The 21,822-nt window shown below is 65.4% G+C and carries 20 protein-coding genes; 5 read left to right on the top strand and 15 right to left on the bottom strand.

The genetic code is table 11. The features are described 5' to 3' along the window. The coding region (locus U5805_RS30775; protein ID WP_322107267.1) for an AAA-associated domain-containing protein at nt 1–525 on the top strand (525 nt) is incomplete at its 5' end. A gap of 320 nt (nt 526–845) precedes the next feature. Here the strand turns inward: U5805_RS30775 and U5805_RS30770 are convergent. From U5805_RS30770 to U5805_RS30760, 3 genes are all read right to left on the bottom strand, one after another. Beyond that, complete coding sequence (locus U5805_RS30770) at nt 846–3,743, bottom strand: mechanosensitive ion channel family protein (protein WP_322107266.1); 2,898 nt, start codon at nt 3,741–3,743, stop codon at nt 846–848. Nucleotides 3,744–4,304: 561 nt separating this feature from the next. After that, entirely contained in the window at nt 4,305–5,306 is a 1,002-nt protein-coding gene (locus U5805_RS30765) for a 2-dehydropantoate 2-reductase (RefSeq protein WP_322107265.1), read from the bottom strand. A gap of 4 nt (nt 5,307–5,310) precedes the next feature. Next, a complete protein-coding gene (locus U5805_RS30760; protein WP_322107264.1) occupies nt 5,311–6,075 on the bottom strand; it encodes a class II aldolase/adducin family protein in 765 nt (254 codons plus the stop codon). A gap of 169 nt (nt 6,076–6,244) precedes the next feature. Here U5805_RS30760 and U5805_RS30755 point away from each other — a divergent pair, with 169 nt between their 5' ends. Continuing rightward, the gene (locus U5805_RS30755) at nt 6,245–6,694 is read left to right on the top strand and encodes a MarR family winged helix-turn-helix transcriptional regulator (protein ID WP_322107263.1); all 450 of its coding nucleotides are present in this window, start codon (nt 6,245–6,247) and stop codon (nt 6,692–6,694) included. 9 nt (nt 6,695–6,703) lie between these two features. Here U5805_RS30755 and hpaI read toward each other — a convergent pair whose 3' ends face one another. The 6 genes from hpaI to U5805_RS30725 are packed head-to-tail and all read right to left on the bottom strand — an operon-like array spanning nt 6,704 to nt 12,195. Then, nucleotides 6,704–7,474, bottom strand: a complete 771-nt coding sequence (gene hpaI / locus U5805_RS30750) for a 4-hydroxy-2-oxoheptanedioate aldolase (protein WP_322107262.1) — start codon at nt 7,472–7,474, stop codon at nt 6,704–6,706. A gap of 16 nt (nt 7,475–7,490) precedes the next feature. Further along, nucleotides 7,491–8,294 carry a 2-oxo-hept-4-ene-1,7-dioate hydratase gene (hpaH, locus tag U5805_RS30745; RefSeq protein WP_322107260.1) on the bottom strand — a complete coding sequence of 268 codons (804 nt, stop codon included), beginning with the start codon at nt 8,292–8,294 and terminating at the stop codon, nt 7,491–7,493. A 12-nt stretch (nt 8,295–8,306) separates the two neighbouring features. Next, the gene (gene hpaD, locus U5805_RS30740; RefSeq protein WP_322107259.1) at nt 8,307–9,170 is read right to left on the bottom strand and encodes a 3,4-dihydroxyphenylacetate 2,3-dioxygenase; all 864 of its coding nucleotides are present in this window, start codon (nt 9,168–9,170) and stop codon (nt 8,307–8,309) included. Nucleotides 9,171–9,194: 24 nt separating this feature from the next. Next, nucleotides 9,195–10,652 (bottom strand): 5-carboxymethyl-2-hydroxymuconate semialdehyde dehydrogenase, encoded by a 1,458-nt coding sequence (gene hpaE, locus U5805_RS30735; RefSeq protein ID WP_322107258.1) that lies wholly within the window; start codon nt 10,650–10,652, stop codon nt 9,195–9,197. A 32-nt stretch (nt 10,653–10,684) separates the two neighbouring features. Beyond that, on the bottom strand, nt 10,685–11,440 hold the full coding sequence (locus U5805_RS30730) for a fumarylacetoacetate hydrolase family protein (protein ID WP_322107257.1): 756 nt from the start codon (nt 11,438–11,440) through the stop codon (nt 10,685–10,687). After that, nucleotides 11,437–12,195, bottom strand: a complete 759-nt coding sequence (locus U5805_RS30725) for a fumarylacetoacetate hydrolase family protein (RefSeq protein WP_322107256.1) — start codon at nt 12,193–12,195, stop codon at nt 11,437–11,439. Before U5805_RS30725 ends, U5805_RS30730 begins: the two co-directional genes overlap by 4 nt. 198 nt (nt 12,196–12,393) lie before the next feature. Between U5805_RS30725 and hpaR the strand changes: the two genes are divergently transcribed. Then, on the top strand, nt 12,394–12,789 hold the full coding sequence (hpaR, locus tag U5805_RS30720; RefSeq protein ID WP_322107269.1) for a homoprotocatechuate degradation operon regulator HpaR: 396 nt from the start codon (nt 12,394–12,396) through the stop codon (nt 12,787–12,789). Between the two features lie 56 nt (nt 12,790–12,845). Here hpaR and U5805_RS30715 read toward each other — a convergent pair whose 3' ends face one another. Continuing rightward, nucleotides 12,846–13,157, bottom strand: coding sequence for a thioredoxin family protein (locus tag U5805_RS30715; protein ID WP_322107255.1), 312 nt, complete (start codon nt 13,155–13,157; stop codon nt 12,846–12,848). A gap of 600 nt (nt 13,158–13,757) precedes the next feature. Here U5805_RS30715 and U5805_RS30710 point away from each other — a divergent pair. Then, entirely contained in the window at nt 13,758–14,033 is a 276-nt protein-coding gene (locus U5805_RS30710; protein ID WP_322107254.1) for a hypothetical protein, read from the top strand. Nucleotides 14,034–14,079: 46 nt separating this feature from the next. Here U5805_RS30710 and U5805_RS30705 read toward each other — a convergent pair whose 3' ends face one another. From U5805_RS30705 to U5805_RS30685, 5 genes are all read right to left on the bottom strand, one after another. Continuing rightward, a complete protein-coding gene (locus tag U5805_RS30705) occupies nt 14,080–15,384 on the bottom strand; it encodes a winged helix-turn-helix domain-containing protein (protein WP_322107253.1) in 1,305 nt (434 codons plus the stop codon). Next, the gene (locus U5805_RS30700; RefSeq protein WP_322107268.1) at nt 15,377–17,089 is read right to left on the bottom strand and encodes an FAD-dependent oxidoreductase; all 1,713 of its coding nucleotides are present in this window, start codon (nt 17,087–17,089) and stop codon (nt 15,377–15,379) included. Before U5805_RS30700 ends, U5805_RS30705 begins: the two co-directional genes overlap by 8 nt. 80 nt (nt 17,090–17,169) lie before the next feature. Then, nucleotides 17,170–18,159 (bottom strand): DedA family protein/thiosulfate sulfurtransferase GlpE, encoded by a 990-nt coding sequence (locus tag U5805_RS30695; RefSeq protein ID WP_322107252.1) that lies wholly within the window; start codon nt 18,157–18,159, stop codon nt 17,170–17,172. Between the two features lie 322 nt (nt 18,160–18,481). Further along, nucleotides 18,482–18,727, bottom strand: coding sequence for a hypothetical protein (locus U5805_RS30690; protein WP_092005080.1), 246 nt, complete (start codon nt 18,725–18,727; stop codon nt 18,482–18,484). A 434-nt stretch (nt 18,728–19,161) separates the two neighbouring features. Further along, entirely contained in the window at nt 19,162–20,823 is a 1,662-nt protein-coding gene (locus tag U5805_RS30685; RefSeq protein WP_322107251.1) for a methyl-accepting chemotaxis protein, read from the bottom strand. Nucleotides 20,824–21,486: 663 nt separating this feature from the next. On the opposite strand from U5805_RS30685, the gene U5805_RS30680 reads away from it, so the two are divergent. Beyond that, nucleotides 21,487–21,687: a hypothetical protein gene (locus U5805_RS30680; protein ID WP_322107250.1), complete on the top strand. Its 201-nt coding sequence runs from the start codon at nt 21,487–21,489 to the stop codon at nt 21,685–21,687. Nucleotides 21,688–21,822: the final 135 nt, after the last annotated feature.

Here is a 21,822-nt window from a genome sequence, read left to right as displayed (position 1 = left end):
GAAGCCGCCGAGGCCACGCAGCGCCGCCTCGAAGTCAGCAGCCGCTTGCCCGGCGTATCGACCAACATCATGGCCGGTTTGATCGAAACGCTCGCTGCCGCGCCGTACCACGGCCGCGCCGACATGCCGGAAATCGCGCGCTCGCTGCATCTGGAAGTGGACGATCTGTTCCCGATCGTCGAAATGCTTCAGCAGCTTGGTTTCGCCGACGTGCGCGAAGGCGACGTGCTGCTCACGCCGCCCGCGCGCGTGTTCGCCGAAATGGGCACGCAGGCGCGCAAGCTCATGTTCGCCGACCATCTGCTGCGCAACGTGCCGCTCGCGGCGCGAATCAAGAAGGTGCTCGACGAGCGGCCGGGCCATCGCGCGCCGCGCGTGCGCTTCGAGCAGGAACTCGAGGACGTGCTTTCGGACGTCGCCGCCGAGGAAACACTCGACACGGTGATCGACTGGGCGCGTTACGGCGAAGTGTTTTCGTACAACGACCAGACCGAAATCTTCAGTCTCGAAGACGTCGAAGCGTAAGCGCATCGCCGAATGCGCAAAGAAGCCGGGTCGATGCGTCGCCCGGCTTTTTGTTTTTTGCGTCGATCGCTTGCACCGCCGTTCGCGTTGCTCGCCGCGTGGCGCGCGAAAGGTGAGCTTGTTCGGGAGCGCTGGCCTGCGCACGCATCTCGCTAACCGTAAAGCGCGCATCTCCTTGATTGCACGGGAAACATGACGCGATACGCGCGGCGGTCTTTCACTCGCGCGGCGCTTGAGGTGAGGTTTTTCGGGAGATTGCCGTAGCGTGCGGCAAGGTGAGGCCGGTGCGCGACAACGGCGCACCGGCTTCATGGGCTGCGCTAGTTGGGTTTGCCGCTCGGCTTGTCGCGACCGTCGTCGGCGGCGCTGCGGCCGTTGCGCGGTTTGGCGGGACTGCGCGGTGCGGCGCGTTCGTCGCCGGGCGCGGCTTCGCGCGATTCGTCGTCGTCGGGAAGGCTGCCGTATTCCGTGCCTTCGACGTCGCTGTCGCGGCCCATGCCGATCACGAAGTTGCGCTGCGGATTGGCGAGCGCGATGCCGCGTTCCGTGAAGCGCACCAGCACGCGGCGGTTGAACTCGCGCTGCACGCCCCAGCGCGCCGAGTCCTTGCACTGGATCTGGCCGACGAGCGTGACGCTCGCGCCATCCACGGCATCCACGCCCCAATACGCGAAGTCGCTGAGAATGCCGTTCTTGAACGCATCTTCCTGGCGCAGTTCCGCGCCGATCTGCTTGAGCGTGTCGATGGCGCGTTCGAGATCCTCGCCGTGCGAGATGACGACCTTCACCGCCGCATTGCCGATGCCGCGATTCGTGTTGTTCACCGTGGTCACCGAGCTGAACGGCACCGTGTAGAGCGAGCCGTCGCCGCCGCGCAAACGCACCGTGCGAATCGACAGAAACTCCACCGTGCCCGACACGCCCGCGACCGTCACCCAGTCGCCGACCTGCATGGCGTTTTCGGTGAGCAGAAAGATGCCCGTGATGAAATCCTGCACGAGCTTTTGCGAGCCGAAGCCGAGCGCCACGCCGAAGATACTCGCGCCCGCGATCAGCGGCGCGGTGTTCACGCCGAGTTGCGAAAGCGCGGTCAGGCCGACCACGACGAGAATCGACACGAGCAGCGTGGTGCGGAACATCGGCAGCAGCGTGCGCAGGCGTGCCGCGCGCACGAAATCGCCCGCGTCGGTCCAGGCGTTGAGGCGCCGTTCGGCCGCGCCGTTCGCGAACTCCCAGATCGCGATGGCCACCACGATGGCGATGGCGATCGTCAGCAGCGCCGAGCCGAGCAGGTGGCCGATGGGCGCGAGCGCGAGCAGGCGGGCGGGGCGCAGGCCCCAGGTGTGCATCAGCACGTCGATCGTGACGATCCAGATCGCGGCGATGAAGATGCGCCGCAGCGCCGGGTAATAGCGATACGCGCGCCGTTGCGCGAACGTCATGTTGCCGTTGCCCTCGCGCAGGCCGAACACGCGGCTCAGCGCGCCGAGCAGCACGATCGCGCTCACGCGCGCCGCGAGCAGAACGACGAGCGAAATGCCGCCCGCGCGCAGCAGTTCGGTGTAACCGCCTTGCAGGTCGAGCGCCCAGACGAACCACAACGCGAGCACGACGAACAGCGCCGCGAAGGCCCAGATGTCGGCGAACCACTGCATGAACCACGCGAACGAACCGTGGCGCGCGGCGGCGCTGTGCATGGCGTCGGCGACCGGCTTGCGCAATTGCAGGATCATCACGGCGAGCGCGAGATGCCCGATCAGCGTGATGATCTTCACGAGCGCGAGATGCGCTTCCTCGGTCATGCCGAGCGGCACGGCGGCCGCGAGCACGCCGCCCACGATGCCGATCGCGACGATGCGCATGAGCCAGCGCTGGGCGTAGGCGGCCCAGTCGTCGGAAAGCGGCACGAGACGCAGCGAGGCGGCGCCGGGCGCGAACAGGAGCTTGCCGACGATGAGCACCGCGCCCGACACCACCAGCGTATCGACGATATCGCCGACGGCTTCAGCGGGCGCCGCATCTTCGGGACCGAAAAGCGATAGCACGCCCGCCGCGCACAAACCGAACGCGATGACGGGAATGGCGTCGAGCGCCAGCACGAGCAGCGCGGCCGGCAGGCGCTGCAACAGGCGCCAGTGATGCGCGCCGCGCAGTTGGTGGTACGCCTCGCGCGCGAGGGCGGCGGGCGTTTTGGGGAACGCGTCCTGATGGTCCTCGGCGGCAACGGCCGCCACGGTCGCGCGCGCGGCCGCGTTGGCGCTTGCGTTGGCGTTCGGGCCGGCGTTGGGGTCGCCGTCGGCCTTCGCGGCGTTGTCGGCGGGTTCCATGCCGGCGGCTTCGCGCAGCGCGCCGTCTTGCGCCTGCGCCTTGGCTTCTGCCTTCGCTTGGGCTTCCGCCTTCTTCGCGGCTTCGGTCGTGGATTCTCCGCGCGCCTCGGCCGCGAGCGCGACGCTCGTGCCGGTGGCTTCGGGCGATTGCGGCTGCGGCGTGGGCACGCCGCCGGCTTGCGGGCCGGGCGGCGGCTTGGCTTGCTTGGCCGCCTGATGCGCGGCGATGGCGCGCTGCGGCTTGCCGAGCGCACGCCACAATCCCATGCCGATGGCGAGCGCGGGCACGAGCGTGATGAGCAGCACGCGCAGCAGGTTCAGCAGCAGCGTTTGGCCTTCGGGCGTGCTCAAATGCGCTTGCCACCAGTCGCGCGCGGACCAGATGCCGAGCAGCGCCGCCAAGGTGCGCTGCAAGTGACGGCCGATCATGCGTGCGCCATGCGCGGCGTGATTGGCGATCTGCACGACAAGACCGTTCGAGCGCAGCGCGCCCGCGAGCGGCGTGGAAGCCGCCGTGGCCGCCGAAGCGCTCGCGGAAGCGCCGGCCGGCGTGCTCGCGGGGGCGGCGCCCGAGGCGGGCGTGGCCAACGCGCCCGCGGCGGCGATTGCGCGCAGCGTGTCTTCTACATGCGCGCGCTGGACGGGATCGTTGAGCACCTGCAACGCCGACTGCGCCTGGTTTGGCGTGAGCACGACCGGCGCGGCGGGATTGGGCGCGTGCGTGGCGGACGCCGCGTGCGGCGCGGGCGAACCCGGCGCCATCGCGGCGGTGAGCGTGGCCGCCGCCGACGCGGCTTGCGCCGTGCCCGAAGCGCCGAGCGCGAACGTGGCGCACGCCAGTGCGGCGAGCAGATTATTCAGACGTGAACGGAAAAATAGAGAAAGAGACATCCTTGGCATGGGCGTATGGGTCGAGAACATCATCGACCGATAGTGGCGGCGGAAAAAGTCAGCCGAACGTCATAGGCGCGAAACGCGGCGAACGAGGCCGTCGTCGCCATTGTGGCCGCCGACGGTCACGGTCATCGGTCGCCGATCGGCAGCCCGTGCGCGGGCGGGTCGGCGCATTCGTCCGAAGGTTTGCGGCACTGCCGCAATTTTCGTACCGCGCGCAGCGGGCGCGTGGTTCCGGCAATCCGGCTTACGCTCGCGCCCCTATATCGAAGCGGCCGTACGGCCGTTGGCGTCGGAATGAAGCGTTCCAGTATGCCGGTTTCGCGTTCGCCGTGCGATTCACCGCGCAGCCGCGCTGCTCGTAACGGGGCAAACCCTGCCACGGGTTTGATCAGTGGCGTGCGCGCCTCGCCCAATGCTGCCGTTGCGCGATCCTCCACCATCGCCGGGCCGCGGCCACCGCTAACGGCCCGAACCCGGCCGTCGAGTAGCCTCCGTTGCGCTTTCGTGTCTCGCGTTGCCGTTCATTCGCGATTCGACGGGCAAGCCGCTCGAAGATTAACGCTGGCGCCGCGCCGCTTCGAGATTCGCGTCGAGCTGGCGCGCGAGTCCGTACAACATGCCGAGCGAAGGCGCGGCCACGCCCAGCCGCCGCGCGAGTTCGTAAGGCGCGCCCAGCAGCGCCTCGACTTCGAGCGTGCGTCCTGCCTCCACGTCTTGTAGCATGGAAGTCTTGAACGCGCCCAGCTTGCGCGTGATCGCGTGACGTTGCTCGATCGTCATCTCAAGCTTGATGCCGAGCGTTTCGCCGATCGTGCGCGCCTCCGCCATGATCGTGCTGACGAGGCCCAGCGTGAGCGGGTCGTCCAGAATCACGTCGGCGGTCGAACGCGTAAGCGCGCTGATCGGGTTCATGGTCATGTTGCCCCAGAGCTTCGCCCAGATGTCGGCGTGAATGGGCTTGCCCGGCGTGACGTCGAAGCCCGCGTGCGCAAGCAGTTCGCGCGCTTCCTGCGCGCGTGCGGCCATCCGCGCCGAACCTTCACCGACGATCAGCCCATTGCCGTTGCCTTTGCGAATCACGCCCGGCTCCGCAATCGACGAGGACAAATGCACGACGCAACCTGAAGCCTGTGCGGGCGGCAGCGCACGCGAGACCACGCCGCCGGGATCGACGGCTTCGAGCGGCGTATGCGCGTGGGCCTCGCCGAACGCGCGCAGAAACCACCACGGCACGCCGTTCATCGCCGAAACGATATGCGTATGCGGCCCGACGAGCGGCGCGAACGATGCCGCCGACTGCACGAGCGCTTGCCCCTTGAGGCAAACGAAAACGATATCCTGCACACCGAGCGAAGCGGGCGCGTCCGTGGCGCGCACGGCTTGCGTGTAATGCGTATCGCCTTCGACGACGGTAAGGCCGGCGCGGCGAATCGCTTCGAGATGCGCGCCGCGTGCGACGAGATCGACCGCCACGCCCGCTCGCGCGAGCCGCGCCGCGATCAAGCCGCCAATCGCGCCGCCGCCCACGACGGCGATTTTTTGCTTCGGTGTACTCAATGTATTACTCCTGGTACGAAGGGTCGATGCGCGCGGCGCGGCGAATCAGTGCGTCCAGCACGTTCTGGCCTGCGCCGTGTTCGGGCGAGAACTGCAAGGAATCGCGCGTGGCGCGTTCCGTGACGGCCGACGGGATCGGCAGCGGCTGGCCGCGCATCGACTCTGTGAGCACCTGAATTTCGCACGCGCGATTGAGCGTCCACAGCAGCGCGAAGGCGTGGGCGAGCGTCACGCCATGTGCCAGCAAGCCGTGGTTGCGCAGTATCAGCAGGCGTTTGTCTCCCATCGACTTGAGGATGCGCGATTTTTCCTCGTCATGCACGGTAATGCCTTCGAAGTCGTGATACGCCACCATGTCGTGCAATTGCGCGGCGTAGAAGTTGGTGTACGACAGGCCGTTTTCCATGCACGCCACCGCAAGCCCCGAAGTGGTGTGCGTGTGCATGACGCAGTGCGCGTCGTCCACGTTCGCATGAATCGCACTGTGAATCACGAAGCCGGCGGGATTGATCGGATAGTCGCTCGAACCCAGAATGCGCCCATCGAGATCGACCTTCACGAGATTGGATGCTTTGATCTCGTCATACGTCAGACCGAACGGATTGATGAGGAAATGCTTGTGCGGGCCGGGCACGCGCAGCGTGATGTGATTGAAGATCAGTTCCGTCCAGCCCATCAAATGAAACACGCGATACACCGCCGCAAGCTGCACGCGCGCTTCCCATTCCGCCGCCTCGCACCACGTGGGGCGGCGCATGTTTGCATTCATGTTCGTCTCCTCGTTTTATCGCTCCAACGACGTCGATCGTATGCCCAAATAAATGCGTGTGCAAGCATCAAATTTTGCACGGAACGCCTGAATAAAGGGACTTGGGCGATGCTATGCTTACGCTGTGGCCGCCATACGCGGCAAGGCGAAGATAAGGGCGGAAAGAAGCATGACGGGGAAGCACACCATCGAAGCGTTGTTCACGTACCGGCTGCACGTGCTCAAAAAGCAGACCGATCGCGCGATGAACGAAGCGTTCGCCGCATCGCTTTCACTCTCGCTCACGGAGGCGCGCTTGCTGCTGACGGTGGGCGCTTTCGGGCCGCTTTCGGTGTCGGATCTCGGGCGCATGTCGAACCTCGACCGCAGTCAGGCGAGCCGCGCAACCGACGTGCTCGAACGTAAAGGCATGTTGGCGAAAACCTCGAACGAAGCCGACGCGCGTGGCGTGCTGGTCGCGCTCACCACGCAAGGGCGCAATGTGTACCGCCGCGCGGCGACGCTTTCAAAAGCGACCAACGAAGCGATTCTCGCCACGCTCACCGATCACGAGCGCGAAGTGCTCGACAGCGTGTTCGAAAAGCTGGTGGCGAGCGGCAACGGAAACGAAAACGACTAAGGAAAGCAACTAAGGCTGGCGGAATTTCGCCGCCAGTTCACCGGCGCCGCGCGCCAGCAAGGCAACGTCGCTGCCCACGGCCACGAACGTCGCGCCCGCTTCGATGTATTCCGTTGCGATAGCCGGATCGGCGGCGAGCACGCCCGCGCCTTTGCCTTGCGCGCGCACCGCACGCATGCCCTTGCAGATGGCCTCGCGCACGCGCGGCGACGCGGGCTGACCGAGCAGGCCCATCGAAGCGCTCAAATCCGCGGGCCCGAAGAACACGCCGTCCACGCCTTCCACGCTCGCGATGGCATCGAGTTGCGCGAGGGCATGAACGCTTTCCACTTGCACGAGCACGCATAGTTCGCTGGCGGCGTGATGCAGATAATCCGCCGAACCGTTCCAGCGCGAGGCGCGCGCGAGCGCGCTGCCGACGCCGCGAACGCCGTGCGGCGGATAACGCGTGGCCGCCACTGCGGCGCGCGCTTCGCCGGCGTTTTCGATCATCGGCACGAGTAGCGTTTGAGCGCCGATATCGAGCAATTGCTTGATGATTGCCGCGTCGTTGCGCACCGGGCGCACGATCGGATGCGTGGGATGAGGCGCTACGGCCTGCAATTGCGCGAGCGTGCTTCGCAAGTCGTTGGGCGCGTGCTCGCCGTCTATCAACAGCCAGTCGAAGCCCGTGGTCGCGAGCAGCTCGGTGACGTACGCATCGGCGAGCGCCGCCCACAAGCCGATTTGGGTGCGATGCTGCGCGAGCGCGCGCTTAAATGGATTGGCGATTGCGGTCATCGTTACGGAATCCGAATCAAATGAACGTGAAGCCGATACCGCCGAGCGGACCGTAGTCGGCGTGGAAAGTGTCGCCTGCGCGCGCGGCGACAGGCGCGGTGAACGAGCCGCTCAGAATGATGTCGCCCGCTTCCAGGCGCTCCTCATGCCGTGCGATCTTGTTCGCGAGCCACGCCACGCCGGTGGCCGGATGGTTGAGCACGGCAGCGGCCAGACCGCTTTCTTCCACCGCGCCGTTCTTGAAGAGTAGCGCGCCAACCCAGCGCAAGTCCACGTCGTTCGGCTTCACTGGCCTGCCGCCCGGCACGATGCCCGCGTTGGCCGCGAAGTCCGAGATCGTATCGAACACCTTGCGCGGCGCTTTGGTCTCGCGGTCGAATTGCTCGATGCGCGCGTCGATGATTTCGATCGCGGGCGTGACGTAAGCGGTTGCATCCAGCACGTCGAACAGCGTGACGTTGGGCCCTTGCAGCGCGCGATTCAGCACGAACGCCAGTTCGACTTCCACGCGCGGCGCGATAAAGCGGTCTGCGCGAATGGCGCTTCCCGCTTCGATAAACATGCTGTCGAGCAGCGGCGCGTAGTCGGGTTCGTCGATTTGCGAGGCGCGTTGCATCGCCCGCGAGGTGAGGCCGATCTTGCGCCCCTTGATGGTGTGGCCCGCCGCGAGCTTGAGCTTGACCCATTCGCGCTGAATAGCGTAACCGTCGTCGATGGTCATGGCGGGGTGCGCGCGCGAGAAGTGGCGCAATTGCGTGCGCGTGCGCTCGGCTTCGTCGAGTTGCGCGGCGAGTGCGCGAATGGTTTGTGGATCGAGCATGGCGTGCTCCATTCAAGCCGGCAGCGGCGTGACCGGCAAGATCGCGTTGATCTGGCCCGTACCCGAACTGCCGAAGTAAGGCGTGACTACTTCCGCACGGCCTTCGTAGCGGTCCCAGCCGAGCGCGCCGAGCAGCATGGCCGTGTCGTGCATGCCGCCTTCGCCCCAGCATTTTTCGTTGTACATCGGCAGCATGTTGCAGAAGGTGTTCCAGTCGCCGCGTTCCCACATCGCCACCACGTTGCGGTCGGTCGTTTCGAGAAACGGGTTCCACACCTTGTGCATGAATTGTTCCGCCGTGCCGTTGTTCGCGAAGTGATGACTCAGCGATCCGCTCGCAAGAATGGCCACTGTGCCGTCATATCGCTCCTCGATCGCACGACGCACCGCGCGCCCGAAACGCGCGCTCGTTTCGAGGTCGTGCCACATGCACCAGCCCGCCACCGAAACCGCGCGAAAGTGCTGATCGGCGTTCATGTAGCGCATGGGCACGAGCGTGCCGTATTCGAGGTCGAGCGTGGTTTCGCTATGCGCGCGCGTTTTTACGCCCATGTCGTTGGCGACATCGGCAATCAAATGACCGAGCGGCGGATTGCCGGGATACGCGTACGCCATGTTCCTGATGAAATGCGGCAACTCGTTGCTCGTATAAACGCCTTCAAAACGTGGTGCGCAATTGATGTGATATTCGCTGTTCACGAGCCAATGCACGTCGAATACCACGATCGTGTCCACGCCCAATTCGCGGCAACGTTTGCCGATTTCATGATGACCGTCGATGGCGGCCTGGCGGCAGCCCTTGTGCGGCCCGTCGAGTTCGGAAAGATAAAGCGAGGGGACGTGCGTGACTTTCGCCGCGAGCGCGAGCTTTCCCATGTCGGTTCCTTCGGCGCGTGCGCCTTAAACGCCCCAATGCGGAATGTGATGCGAACCCAGCGAAACGCACACGTTCTTCGGTTCGAGAAAGACCTCGTAGCTCCACGTGCCGCCTTCGCGCCCCACGCCCGACGCCTTCGTGCCGCCAAACGGCTGACGCAGATCGCGCACGTTCTGGCTGTTCACGAAGCACATGCCGGCTTCTATCGCGGCTGCCACGCGCAGCGCGCGTCCCGCGTTTTCGGTCCACACGTAACTCGACAAGCCGTAGGCGATGTCGTTGGAAAGACGAATGGCGTCGGCTTCGTCGTCGAACGGAATCAGGCAAGCGACCGGCCCGAAGATTTCTTCCTGCGCGATGCGCATGCGGTTGTCGACATCGACGAAAACCGTGGGCTGCACGAAATTGCCCTTTTTCAAGGCCTCGGGCAACCCGGGCACTTCGGGTCCGCCGCATGCGAGCGTCGCACCTTCCTTTGGCCCGAGTTCGATATAGCTGCGTACTTTCGCGAGATGCGCCTGGCTGACCATCGGCCCGACGATCGTGCTTTCGTCGAGCGGATCGCCCACGCGAATGCGCTTTGCGCGCTCGATAAAGCGTTCCGCGAACTTCGCGTAGATCGCGCGTTGCACGAGGATGCGCGAGCCTGCGGTGCAGCGTTCGCCGTTGTTGGAAAAGATCATGAACACGGCGGCGTCGAGTGCGCGCTCGAAGTCGGCGTCATCGAAAATCACGAAGGGCGACTTGCCGCCGAGTTCCATCGAAAACTTCTTGAGGCCCGCGGCCTGCACGATGCGATTGCCTGTTGCCGTCGACCCCGTGAAGGAAACAGCGCGCACGTCGGGGTGCGCCACGAGCGGCTCGCCCGCTTCCTTGCCGTAGCCATGCACGACGTTGAGCACGCCTGCGGGAATGCCCGCTTCGAGCGCGAGCTGGCCGAGCATGGACGCCGTGAGCGGCGAAAGTTCGCTCATCTTCAACACGGCCGTATTGCCGAACGCGAGGCACGGGGCGACTTTCCACGTTGCCGTCATGAACGGCACATTCCACGGCGAAATGAGCGCGCACACGCCCACGGGATGAAACAGCGTGTAGTTCAGATGCGTGGAAGTGGGATACGTGTGGCCGTCCACCGCCGTGCAAACTTCCGCGAAATAGCTGAAATTGTCGGCGGCGCGCGGCACGAGCTGCTTGCCGGTTTGCGAAATGGTTTGACCCGTGTCCCGCGTTTCCGTCTGGGCGATTTCCGGCACGTTCTTCGCGATCAATTCGCCGAGCTTGCGAATGACCTTGGCGCGTTCGGCGGCGGGCTTCGCGGCCCACGCCGGAAAGGCCGCTTTCGCGGCGCCCACTGCAAGGTCGACTTCTTCCGCGCCGCCGCGCGCGACTTCGGCAAGTACGTCCTGGTTCGCCGGATTCACGGTTTCGAAGTAATCGCGCCCGGCGTGCGAGCGTCCGTCGATAAGATGTTCGATTCGCATAACTAACTAATCCTCGAAAAAAGCGTGGCCGGTTATCGTCCGAATTCGGCATCGCTCGCGAGCGTGTTGGCGAGGCGGCCGAGTCCGTCGATTTCGCAGGCCACTTCGTCGCCCGCATTCACGTTCACGACGCCTTCCGGTGTGCCGGTGAGAATGACGTCGCCGGGCGCGAGCGTCATGAAACCGCTCAGGTATTCGATGAGTTCGGCGATACCCGTGACGAGATCGCGCGTGTTGCCGCGCTGCTTCAATTCGCCGTTCACGTAGGTGCGCAATTCGAGCGCGCTCACATTGGCGATGTCGGCGGCGTCGACGAACCATGGCCCGAGCACGGTGCCGCCGTCGCGATTCTTCACCCGCAGATTCGGGCGATAGTAATTCTCCAGGTAGTCGCGAATCGCGTAGTCGTTGGCGATCGTATAACCCGCCACGTAATGCATTGCGGCTTCGCGGGAAACGTGCCGCGCGGCGCGGCCGATCACCACGGCAAGTTCGCACTCGTAGTGCATGAACGCGGCGTCCGCGGGGCGGCGCGTCGTGCCGCGATGGCCGATCACGCTGCCCGGTCCCTTGAGAAACACGAGCGGTTCTTCCTGCTTCGAGAATTGCAGTTCTTTCGCGTGTTCCGCGTAATTGAGGCCGAGCGCGAAGATCGTGCCGGGCTCGAACGGCGCGAGCCAAACCACTTCGTGTTCTTCGCGCACGCGGCCGTCGGCGAGACGCACTTGGCCGTCATGCGGCGTGGCTTCGTGAATGGCGCCTGCATAGGCCACGCGCGCGCGCATCATGCTGCGGCTCCTTGTGCGATGAACGCGATATCGAGCGCGGGCCAGTCCGCAATGGCGAGCGTTGCGCGTTCGCCCGCCCGAACGACGGGCGTGTCGTGCGGCACGCCGAGCGTGAGCACGTCGCCGGGTGCGAGCGTCATGAAGTCGGTGACATCGGCGAGCAACTGGGCCACGTTGCGCACGCACGTTGCCGTGGTGGCATGAAATGCGGCGCGGCCTTCGATATCGACGCGAATCGCGAGACTGCCGGGATCGCTCACGTGACGGCGTGCGACCACGGCGGGGCCGATCACGCAGAAATTGTCGCGCGCGCGAAAGCGCACCGAAGGGCGATAGACGCTTGCGTGCGGCACGCACAAGTCGGCAACGAGCGTGTAGCCCGCCACGTAGTCGAGCGCGTCACGCAGCGCGACGCGCGAAGCCGTGCGGCCCATCACGATGCCGAGCGATGCGCCCACTTGCACGCCTTCGCTGTCCGGCACGATCACGCGTGCGCGATGGCCGGCGAGCGTGTTGCGCGGCTTCACATAGAGAATGGGCGCGCGCGGCGGCGTTTGGTATGGCGGCGCGTTCATCGCTTCGCCGAGCGCCGCGAGCGCGTGACGGTCGTTGAGCAAGGTGCCGTAAATCGCGCCGTTTACCGGCGCACGGCATGCAACGCCCGCAGCGAGCAAGGCGCGCGCGGCGCGAGCATCCACATCGCGCGGCAGCGCTTCGCCTTGCAAATGCAGCAGATGATCGGCAACGGAAAACATGGGTTGGCTTCGCTCACCGAAAATACTAATATGTGAGTGATACTGCGCTTGCCCGGATCGGTCGTCAATCGGCGAAGCGTGATTCTCGGGTTTCCCCTGGCGCGCCGCGCGCGCCGTTTTTGCTCGCTTTGCGAACACGCCATGTCCGATCACGATTCATCGTCGCCGCGCACACGCGTCGCGCACCGCAATCTGCCGATGCTGTTATTGCGTGCGCGCGAAAAAATGATGGAGCGCTTTCGTCCGCTGATTACGTCGCACGGTTTGACGGAGCAGCAGTGGCGCGTGATTCGCGCGCTCAACGAAAGCGGGCCGCTCGAGCCGCGGCAAATTTCGGACATCTGCACGATTTCGAGCCCGAGCATGGCGGGCGTGCTCGCGCGCATGGAAGCGCTCGGGCTGCTGACGAAAGCACGTTTCGCCGACGACCAGCGCCGCGTGCTCGTCACGCTCACGAAGAAGAGTCATCAACTCGTGAAGGCGATTTCGAAGGAGCTGGAGGCGCGCTACGCGTTGCTGGAGGAAGAGGTCGGGCCGGAGGTGGTGGAGCGCGTGTATCGCGCTATCGACGATCTGCTCGCCGGCCTCGAATGAAGCGCCGGCGCGCGACCGAAGGGCAAAGGTGAGGTTTTACGGGAGGCCGCGGGGCGTTAGCCAAGCGCGGCGAATGCGTCGTTCAATTCGGCGGCGCGGGTCGGGCGCACCACGCGCGCGACTTCCACGCCGTCGCGCAGAAAGATGAGCGTGGGCCAGAGCTTGACGCGAAACGAACGGCCGAGCACGCGGCCCGGACCGTCCTCTACCTGAATGCGGCGCACATGCGGGTTCTGCTCGAAAGCCGCGCCAATCAAGGGTTGCGCGCCTTGGCAGTAGCCGCACCAGTCGGTGCCGAACTCGACGACGGCAGCGCCGCTCAGCGCATCGATGTCCTTGCGAGCGGGCGCGTTGGTGGCATAGCTCATCGTGACTCCTTGCGTGGGTATCGTGCATACGATACCGCAATGCGCGCGATCGTTCAGGCCACGGCTTCGCGCTAAGGTGAGCCTTTTCGGGAGTGAGAATGCGAGTTCATGCGTGCGCACCATTGCGTCGTGCCCGGCGCGGCGGCGTATCGGCTATTTTCACGAAAAATGCCCTAAAACAAGGGAAAAATCGCCATTGTGCCAATCGAATGGTGAGCGGCAGAGGGATGGCGGCTTCACTGCGCGCGGAGGGCAATGGCGGCTTCTCGCGCATGGGTGAGTATTTTCGGGAGCGGAAAACGAAGCGGCGCCGCAGCGGCGTTCAGTGCGCAAAGCGGTATCGGCCGAAACGGCTCGTCGTGCCGATTAGCCCTGATTTCAAGGCGTTTTTCTGCGATTCATGCCGATGAGCGCACGCATGGCGGCAACGCGCCGCGTGCTCTCAAAGCGGCCCGGCGCACGCAAAGGTGAGAAGATTCGGGAGCGCGAAGCGCGACGGGATCGTGCGGGCGGCGGATTGGACGCCCACGCGCGATCGGTATATAAAGAAGCGGTGCAAGATTCTTTCGATGACTTGTCAGCAAGGGGATAGATTTCATCATGTCGAGTGACGACACGCAAAAGCAGGACGCTCAAAAGACCGGTACAGGCGCGCCGCAACCCGATTTCGAGCATTTGAACGCGGCGTTTACGCACGTGGACGAAGGTGTGCGGTCGGGCAATATCGCGGCGGGCGCGGCGAGAGGGATCGTTTATAGCCTCGTGGAAACGCTGGGCGCGCTCGTGGGCGACCCCGATCTGCCGGAGCATGCGCGTTCCGGTTACGAAGGTTTGCTCGAAGCCGCGCGCGAACTGCGCTCGAAGCTCGAGCACTGAGCAGGGCATTCCGTAGTGCGTCCCGCCGTGCGCTGAGCGGCCAGCACTACGCTTCGAGCAGGGCGGCCGCCAGGCCGTCCGGCGCGGCGCCAATGCGTATTTCCGGCGTGCCGTGCCAATTCGCGCAACGTTGCAGCGCCCGGCGCAAGTCGGCTACCAGGCGGCCGCTCACGCGCACGCCGGGTTCCAGGTACAACGATTTCAATTCGAAGATGGCTTGCGTGCGATGCGCCTTGGCGTCGGCGCGTCCGATCAATTTGCCGCGGCTCAGGATCGGCAGAACGAAGTAGCCGTATTTGCGTTTAGCCGCCGGCGTATAGCATTCGATGGCGTAGTCGAAGTCGAACAGCGTTACCGCGCGTTTGCGGTCCCACACCACCGGGTCGAACGGCGAGAGCAGCGTGGTGACTGTCGATGCGAGCGCGCCGTTCGCGGCGGCTTCGATGAGCGGCGCGTGGTCGCGGTACACGAACGCGTCGGGTTTCCAGCCTTCCACGCGCACCGGCACGAGTTCGCCCGCGTCGGCGAGGGCGTGCAATGCGTCGGTGTAGGGGCGGCGCGGCAGGCGGTAATAGTCGGCGGCCCAATCGGCGCGAACCACGCCCAGCGCGCGGCACGTGCGAAGCAGCAACTCGCGTTCGGCGTGTTCGCGCGGCCGCAAGTCGCGCGCGTCGTCCCAGCCGGGCAGCACGCGCTCGGCCACGTCGTAGACACGCTGAAAATTGCGCCGCTCGGCCACCATCAGCGCGCCGGTGGCGAACAGCACTTCCAGATGGCGTTTCTCCGGCTTCCAGTCCCACCAGCCGCTGCCCTTGCTGCCTTCGGCGCGCGCGAAATCGGCGGAACGCACGGCGCCTTGCGCGCGAATGCGCGTGAGCAGCGCGTCGATTGCGTCGCGATGCTGCGCGTGCCACGCGGCGGCGTATTTCCAGCCCATGCCGGAAGGATCGAGCATGCGATGGCGCAGCAGCCCGTAATCTTCGATCGGCACGAAACACGCTTCGTGCGACCAGTATTCGAACAGCTTGCCTTGCGCAAGCAGCGCGTCCAGCCAATGCGGCTCGAACGCGCCCACGCGGCTGAACAGCACGAAATACGGGCTGCGCGCGACCACGTGAATCGTGTCGATCTGCAATTGCCCCATGCGGCGGATCGCATCGAGCACGTCATCTTGCGTGGCCTTGCGGCGCGGCGGCGCGAGCAGACCTTGCGCGGCGAGATGCAATGCGCGCGCCGCGCTCAGCGGCAGCGTAAGCGCGCTCGCAGGCGTGCCCGGCGCGGCATCGGCGCAAGCAGCGGCATTGCCATTGCCATCGACATCGGCATCGACGTCGCTCTCTCGTTCACGCATGGACGCCCGCCGCCACCGCAACGGGCCGCATGGTTTCCAGGCGCTGATGGATTTGCGCGACCACGGCCGCGCCTTCGCCCACGGCCGCCGCGACGCGCTTGGTCGAACCCGCGCGCGCGTCGCCGATCGCATACACGCCGTCCACGGAAGTCGAGAGGCTGCACGATTCGTCGTCGCCGGTGAGCACGAAGCCGTTCGCGTCGAGCGACACGCCGCATTCGCGCAGCCAGCCCGTGTTCGGCTCCGCGCCGGTGAAGAGAAACAGATGGCGCGCGTCGAAATGATCGACGCCTTGCGGGCAGGGCATTTTCAGCCGCACGGAAGCGAGTCCCGCGTCGTCTTCGCCGAGCCCGCCGATCTCCGTGCGCGGATGTACGTTCACGTTGGCAAGCGACGAAATGCGGTCGATCAGATACCGCGACATCGTCGATTCGAAACCGGTCTTGCGGATCAGCACGTCGATCTGGCGCGCGTGCGTGGAGAGATACACGATCGCCTGGCCCGCCGAATTGCCGCCGCCCACGAGCACGACGTTCTCGTGCTTGCACAGCTTCGCTTCGACCGGCGAGGCCCAGTAGTAGACGCCGCGCCCCGTGTAGCGGTCGAGTCCGTCGATGGCGGGCCGCCGATACACCGCGCCGCTCGCGATCACGACCGTGTGGGCGCGCACGTCGCCGCTGCACGTTTCGAGGCGGCGCGGCATTTCGTCGCAATGGAGCGCGCGCACCGAAACCGGAATCGCAACGTGCGCGCCGAACTTCTGCGCCTGCACGAACGCGCGGCCCGCGAGCGCCTGGCCCGAAATGCCGGTGGGAAAGCCGAGATAGTTTTCGATGCGCGAACTCGCGCCGGCCTGGCCGCCCGGCGCCCGCGAATCGAGCACGATCACCGAAAGTCCCTCGGAGGCGGCGTAGACGGCGGTGGCGAGACCCGCCGGGCCCGCGCCCACCACGGCCACGTCGTAGACGCGCTCGCCGTCCAGCTCGGGCAGGATGCCGAGGCAGGTGGCGAGTTCGGGCGAGCTGGGATGGCGCAGCACGGAGCCGTCGGGGCAGATCACGAGCGGCAGGTCCTCGCAGCGCGCGGCAAAGCGCTCGATTACGTTGAGCATGCTTTCGTCGCGCTCGTCGAGCACCGAATACGGATGACCGTTGCGCGAAAGAAAGCCTTGCAGCGAGACCAGCGCCGGATCGTTGTGCTTGCCGACGAGAATCGGGCCGCCCGCGCCCTTTTCGATCAGCGAGACGCGGCGCAGGATCAGCGCGCGCACGATGCGCTCGCCCAGTTCGGCTTCGGCGACGATGGCCGCGCGCAGGCGGTCGGGCGGAATCAGAATGGCGTCGACGGGTTCGAGCGCCACGCCGTCCACGAGCGCGGGGCCGCCCGAGAGCTGACCCACTTCGGCGAGAAAATGGCCGCGCCCATGTTCGACGATGAGGCGCTCGCGGCCAAGGCCGTCGTGCTGCGAAACCTTGACGGAGCCGGAGAGCAGCACGAACATGCCGGGGCCGGTTTCGCCGGTGCGAAACAGCATGTCGCCCGCCGCCCATTGCCGGCGCTCGCCGAAGCGCGCGAGGCGCGCGATTTCGGCGTCGGTGAGCTGCGGGAACATCTGATGGCGCCGCGTGGAAAGCATCGAGAACGGCGCTTCGGCCGGTTGCGGCTGGGTGTCGGAAAGCTGGCTCGCGGCGGGTGCCGCGTCCATGTCGTCAAGTTCGGATTCGGGGATCGTGCCCATCTGGCGGTTCTCCTCGTGCGGGCCGCCGCGAGAGCGCGCGGCCCGGATCAGACAGCTTTCGGCGTGATGTGGACCGGGACTTCGTTGCGCGCCTGCACTTGCAGCGATTCGAGCGTGCGGCCGGCGTCGCGCCACGCCTCGAGACCGCCGAGCAGCGGCAATACGTCGACATAACCGGCTTCGACAAGCTTTTTCGCCATCCACGCCGCGGAAATTTCATTGGGGCACGAGCAGTAGATCACGAGCTTCTGATCGAGCGGATACTTGCCGAGAATTTCGCCGAGCTGGCGTTCGTCGGCGAAGATCGCGCCCGGAATGATGTACGGATCGAGCTTGCGCTTTTCCTCGGAGCGGATGTCGAACACCACGGGCGGCGGCTTGCCGTCCATCGCGCGATAAAGATCGTCCACGGTGATGCGCGCGTTCGCGAGCTTCTTGATGAGCTGGCGGCGGCGCTGCCAGCGGTACGCGGCGTAGAGCAGCAGCAGCACGACCACCACCACGGCCGCGCCGCGCCCGAGGCGGCTTGCGCCGGCCATCAGCATGTCGATTTGCGGGGCGAACATCACGCCGATCAACAGACCCGTGCCCGACCAGAGCGCCGCGCCGATGCTGTCGAAGCTCAGAAACTGGCGATACGGCACGCCCATCGCGCCGGCGAGCGGCACCGAAACGAGCGACAGGCCCGGCACGAATTTGGCCACGGCCAGCACGCGCACGCCCCAGCGGCCGAAAAAGCGCTCGGTTTTCTTCACGCACGTATCGCGCGAAAGCGAGAGCTTGCAGAGCGTCTTGAGCGTGTCGCCGCCGTAGAGCCGGCCGGCGAGAAACCACACGCTGTCGCCGATCAGCATGGCGAAGATGGCGAGCACGAGCACCGGCGCCACCTGCTGGCCGACGAGGCCGGGATGCATGGCCGCCATTGCGCCGAACAGCACGAGCGCGGGCATCGCGGGCACGGGCAGCCCGAGCGATCCGGCGAGGACATTCGCGAACACCAGCGCGGGCCCGTAGCGCGCGATGAGGTCATGTAGCATCGGCTTACTTCCAGCGATCCAGACGTGGAAAGGGCAAGAGAAAGTGGAAGATTAACGTAACGATTATGGACGCATTTCGAAGGCGTGCAAGCGCGTCGGCGCGCGTGCGCCAACGTACGCGCCGCGCACGAAGAAGCGCACGAAGAAGCGCACGAAGAAGCGCGTGAAAAAGCGCCGGATTGGATGCCCGGCGCGAAGGCGTTCGCGAAGAGGCGAAAACGCGTGCATCCGGCTGCGCGCGAGGCGCGGCCCAATGTGCGAATGGGAAGGCAAACCGGGGCGCGCGCGCCTGAACGGTTTGCCGGTAACGGTTGCCCGCGCCTTAGCGCGTGTGCGATTCTCCCGGCAGTTCGGCGCCTTGTGCGCGAATGGCCGCGATCAGTTCGGCGGGCGTGATCTCGTAACGCACTTCGCGGTGAATGCCTGGCTTGCGCTCGTCGACTTCGATCAGCAGGAGAGATTTGCCGTCGGCCGCCGATTCGAGGCGCAGTGAACGCAGTTCGCGCCCGGTAGCGTCGTCATGCTCGGTGAGCAGGGTCATGTTCCCGGAAGACCCGGTCGTGCGCATTGATGTTGTCCTCTTGCGTTGGTGGTCGAACCATTGTACGGGGTCGGCCGCGCGGCGTCTTTTATGAGTGAGCGCAGACGCACACTGCCGGACGGCCGCGCCGCATCCCTGGCAAGCCAGTGTAACGCGACTCGCCGCCGCACCGGCCCAATTTTGCGCGAGGTGCAACGTTGCATGCGAAATGCGTTGCGTTCGACGGCTCTGTCATGGTTGTGACGCAAAGCAGCGTCAGACCATCGTCGGCCAGGCGGGCGCACCAAGAAAAAACGGCTCGCCCGGGCAGGCCGGTGAGCCGTTGAAACGCCGTTGTTACTCGGGTCGGCGTCCAGGTGCTGGGCGCTGACGGTTGTTATCGTGCCGCCCGCGCGCCGGGCTGTCGAGGTGGGACTTACGCCGATCTTTCAGAGGAATTCGCGGTCTCCACGCGGGTTCGCTCAGGCCGCGAAGGCATGGGCGGATTTCGCGGATTTCGTCGATTTTGCGGGTTCCGCCCGCGCGGCGTTTGCCGTTCGCGTTCGCGTTCGCGGCGAGGCCGGCGCGCCGGAGACGGTGAAAAGGCGCACGGCTTCGTCGAGCACGTCGGCCTGATCGGCGAGACGCTGCGCCGTGGCCGCCGCCTGCTCTACGAGCGCGGCGTTCTGTTGCGTGGCGCTGTCGAGGTGCGCGACGGCCTGGTTGACCTGGCGGATGCCCTCGGCTTGCTCGCCGCTCGCGTTCGCGACTTCGACGATGATCGACGAAACGCGGCTCACGGCTTCGTCGATGGAGCGCATTTGCGAAGTCGTGCTGCCGACGAGACGCGTGCCTTCGGCGATTTCCTGCACGCTCGCGTCGACCACCTGCTTGATTTCCTTCGCCGATGCCGCGCAGCGCTGCGCGAGCATGCGCACCTCGCTTGCCACCACGGCGAACGAGCGGCCCGCCTCGCCCGCGCGCGCGGCTTCCACGGCCGCATTGAGCGCGAGGATATTGGTCTGGAAGGCAATGCCGTCGATCACGCCGGTGATGTCGGCGATGCGCTGCGACGCTTGCGTGATGCCCGTCATCGTGCGCTCCATCTGGCCCGCGATCGCGCCGCCCTCCGCGGCGGCCGCCTGCGCGTCGCGCGCGAGGTCGAGCGCGCGCGCGCTGGCTTCGGCGTTGGCCTGCACCGTCGTGGTGAGCTGATCCATGGTCGCGGCGGTTTCCTCTAGCGAGGCGGCCTGCAATTCGGTGCGGCGCGAGAGGTCGAGATTGCCGCTGGAGATTTCATGCGCGGCGTTCAGCATGCCGTCGATCTGCGAGCGCACGTCGTAGACGATGGCCGTGAGATTGGCTTGAAGCTGATTGAGCGCCTGGAGCACGTCGCCGAGATCGTCGTTCGACGCGATCGCGAGCGTGGCGGTGAGATCGCCCGCGGCCATGCGCGTCGAGATGGCCGACATCTGGGCGAGCGGGGCGCCGAGATGTCGCGTGGTGAGACGCCAGGCGGCGACCGCGCAGACGCACGCCGCGCCGAACGCGCCCCAGAACGGCAGCGGCGGCAAGCCTTGCCAGGCGATGCAGCCCGCCGCCGCGAACACGGCCGCGACGCCGCCGTAACCGATGGCGATGCGCGTGGCCACCGGCACGCGCAACAGCGATTGCAGCGCGCCGACCCAGCCTGTGCGCACGAGCGCGCCGTGACGCAGCTTCGCGCCGCGCAGATTGCCTTCGCGCATCTTCGCGTAGAGCGTTTCGGCCGTGCGAATCTCGTCGCGCGTGGGCTTCACGCGCACGCTCAGATAACCGACGACCTGGCCCTGCTCGGACACCGGCGTGACGTTCGCGCGAACCCAGTAGTGGTCGCCGGACTTGCGGCGGTTCTTCACGAGCGCTGTCCACGGGCGGCCCTCGCGAATGCTCTCCCACAAATCGGCGAACGCTTCGGCGGGCATGTCGGGATGCCGGATGAGGTTGTGCGGTTTGCCGATCAACTCTTCCTTGGCGAACCCGGAAACCGCGATGAACGCGGGATTGCAATACTGGATGCGGCCTTTGAGATCGGTCGCGGAGACGAGCATCTGCGAAGCGGGATAGTCGAATTCCTGCTGCGTGACGGGTTGATTGTTGCGCATGGGACTCCTTGCAGACGGGTCTGTCGAGACCCAACACCACGTCAGGAATTAACGGCATGGATTCATCTGAACTTTAGGGTTATGGCCGCTTTGCGTGATGGATGCGTGCTTTCTGCGCGTTGAAGCTCCGGCCGATGCAACGGGTGATTTCGCTTTGCGATCAACGCACTGAGGCAGATGTTGTGGGGCGTATGCACAGACTTTTCCACTTTTTGTGTGGATAAGCCGGCGGCGGTCGGGCAGTGCCGTGCTGCTCGCGAAACGTGCAAGTTGCGTGATAGCGAATCGGTTCGCGTTTGGGATCAGTGGGTTAGCGGCGATGTCCAGATGTTTTGCACAGGGCTGTGAACAAAATCTGTGGAAAAGATTTGCCCGTAGCGTATAAGGCCCTACAAACATCTGTTCGTTTGGATTCAACAATTTAGGTGTTTGCATGTTGGATTCGGCACTGGCTGGAATCCGGCCGTGACGTCTGGTTTGTGGGGAATATCGTGGGGAAAAAACGTTTTCATATCTTCAGCGGAGCAATGCTCCTGAAGCTGACCTTGGCCGACACGACCGCATCCTGAGACGGCACAGCCTTTCCGGGAGGTCCACAACAGCAACAAAGGGATCAGCGTCCACTTCCGCTACCGTTTCCAGGGTGATCCGCGTGAGATGCCGTTGGATGCCTGGCCGCGCGACACGTTAGACACCATCCACCTGAAGTTCGAGGAAACGAAATTGCGCGTCGGGCGCGGCAGCGATCCGGTAGGCCGGAAACAGGCCGCCGCGAAGATGATGCAGATCGAGCAAGCCCAGCTCGAAGGCAGCGGGAACTGGCCGAGTGCCGGCGCCAGAGCGCCGAACAACAGCTCGCGCTGAAGCCCGTGTTTGAAGTATGGCATCCCGAAGCGATGGCAGAAAGTGCGCTGCGGGGAGCGCAGGCCGTGCGCCGCATCTTCGAATTGCATCTGCTGCCCTAGGCCGGGAACGTGCGGGTGCCGTCGCATTCATCCG

The sequence above is a fragment of the Paraburkholderia sp. J41 genome (assembly GCF_905220235.1).
Taxonomy (GTDB): domain Bacteria; phylum Pseudomonadota; class Gammaproteobacteria; order Burkholderiales; family Burkholderiaceae; genus Paraburkholderia.
Note: the sequence above shows the minus strand (reverse complement) of the source record. Positions and strands in the feature narration are given on the sequence as shown.

Bases quoted from the DNA above. Each gene is read 5' to 3' on its own strand.
- U5805_RS30770 (WP_322107266.1), bottom strand. From the start codon at position 3,743: ATGTCTCTTTCTCTATTTTTCCGTTCACGTCTGAATAATCTGCTCGCC.
- U5805_RS30760 (WP_322107264.1), bottom strand. From the start codon at position 6,075: ATGAATGCAAACATGCGCCGCCCCACGTGGTGCGAGGCGGCGGAATGG.
- U5805_RS30755 (WP_322107263.1), top strand. From the start codon at position 6,245: ATGACGGGGAAGCACACCATCGAAGCGTTGTTCACGTACCGGCTGCAC.
- hpaI (WP_322107262.1), bottom strand. From the start codon at position 7,474: ATGACCGCAATCGCCAATCCATTTAAGCGCGCGCTCGCGCAGCATCGC.
- hpaH (WP_322107260.1), bottom strand. From the start codon at position 8,294: ATGCTCGATCCACAAACCATTCGCGCACTCGCCGCGCAACTCGACGAA.
- hpaD (WP_322107259.1), bottom strand. From the start codon at position 9,170: ATGGGAAAGCTCGCGCTCGCGGCGAAAGTCACGCACGTCCCCTCGCTT.
- hpaE (WP_322107258.1), bottom strand. From the start codon at position 10,652: ATGCGAATCGAACATCTTATCGACGGACGCTCGCACGCCGGGCGCGAT.
- U5805_RS30730 (WP_322107257.1), bottom strand. From the start codon at position 11,440: ATGATGCGCGCGCGCGTGGCCTATGCAGGCGCCATTCACGAAGCCACG.
- U5805_RS30725 (WP_322107256.1), bottom strand. From the start codon at position 12,195: ATGTTTTCCGTTGCCGATCATCTGCTGCATTTGCAAGGCGAAGCGCTG.
- hpaR (WP_322107269.1), top strand. From the start codon at position 12,394: ATGCTGTTATTGCGTGCGCGCGAAAAAATGATGGAGCGCTTTCGTCCG.
- U5805_RS30715 (WP_322107255.1), bottom strand. From the start codon at position 13,157: ATGAGCTATGCCACCAACGCGCCCGCTCGCAAGGACATCGATGCGCTG.
- U5805_RS30710 (WP_322107254.1), top strand. From the start codon at position 13,758: ATGTCGAGTGACGACACGCAAAAGCAGGACGCTCAAAAGACCGGTACA.
- U5805_RS30705 (WP_322107253.1), bottom strand. From the start codon at position 15,384: ATGCGTGAACGAGAGAGCGACGTCGATGCCGATGTCGATGGCAATGGC.
- U5805_RS30700 (WP_322107268.1), bottom strand. From the start codon at position 17,089: ATGGACGCGGCACCCGCCGCGAGCCAGCTTTCCGACACCCAGCCGCAA.
- U5805_RS30695 (WP_322107252.1), bottom strand. From the start codon at position 18,159: ATGCTACATGACCTCATCGCGCGCTACGGGCCCGCGCTGGTGTTCGCG.
- U5805_RS30690 (WP_092005080.1), bottom strand. From the start codon at position 18,727: ATGCGCACGACCGGGTCTTCCGGGAACATGACCCTGCTCACCGAGCAT.
- U5805_RS30685 (WP_322107251.1), bottom strand. From the start codon at position 20,823: ATGCGCAACAATCAACCCGTCACGCAGCAGGAATTCGACTATCCCGCT.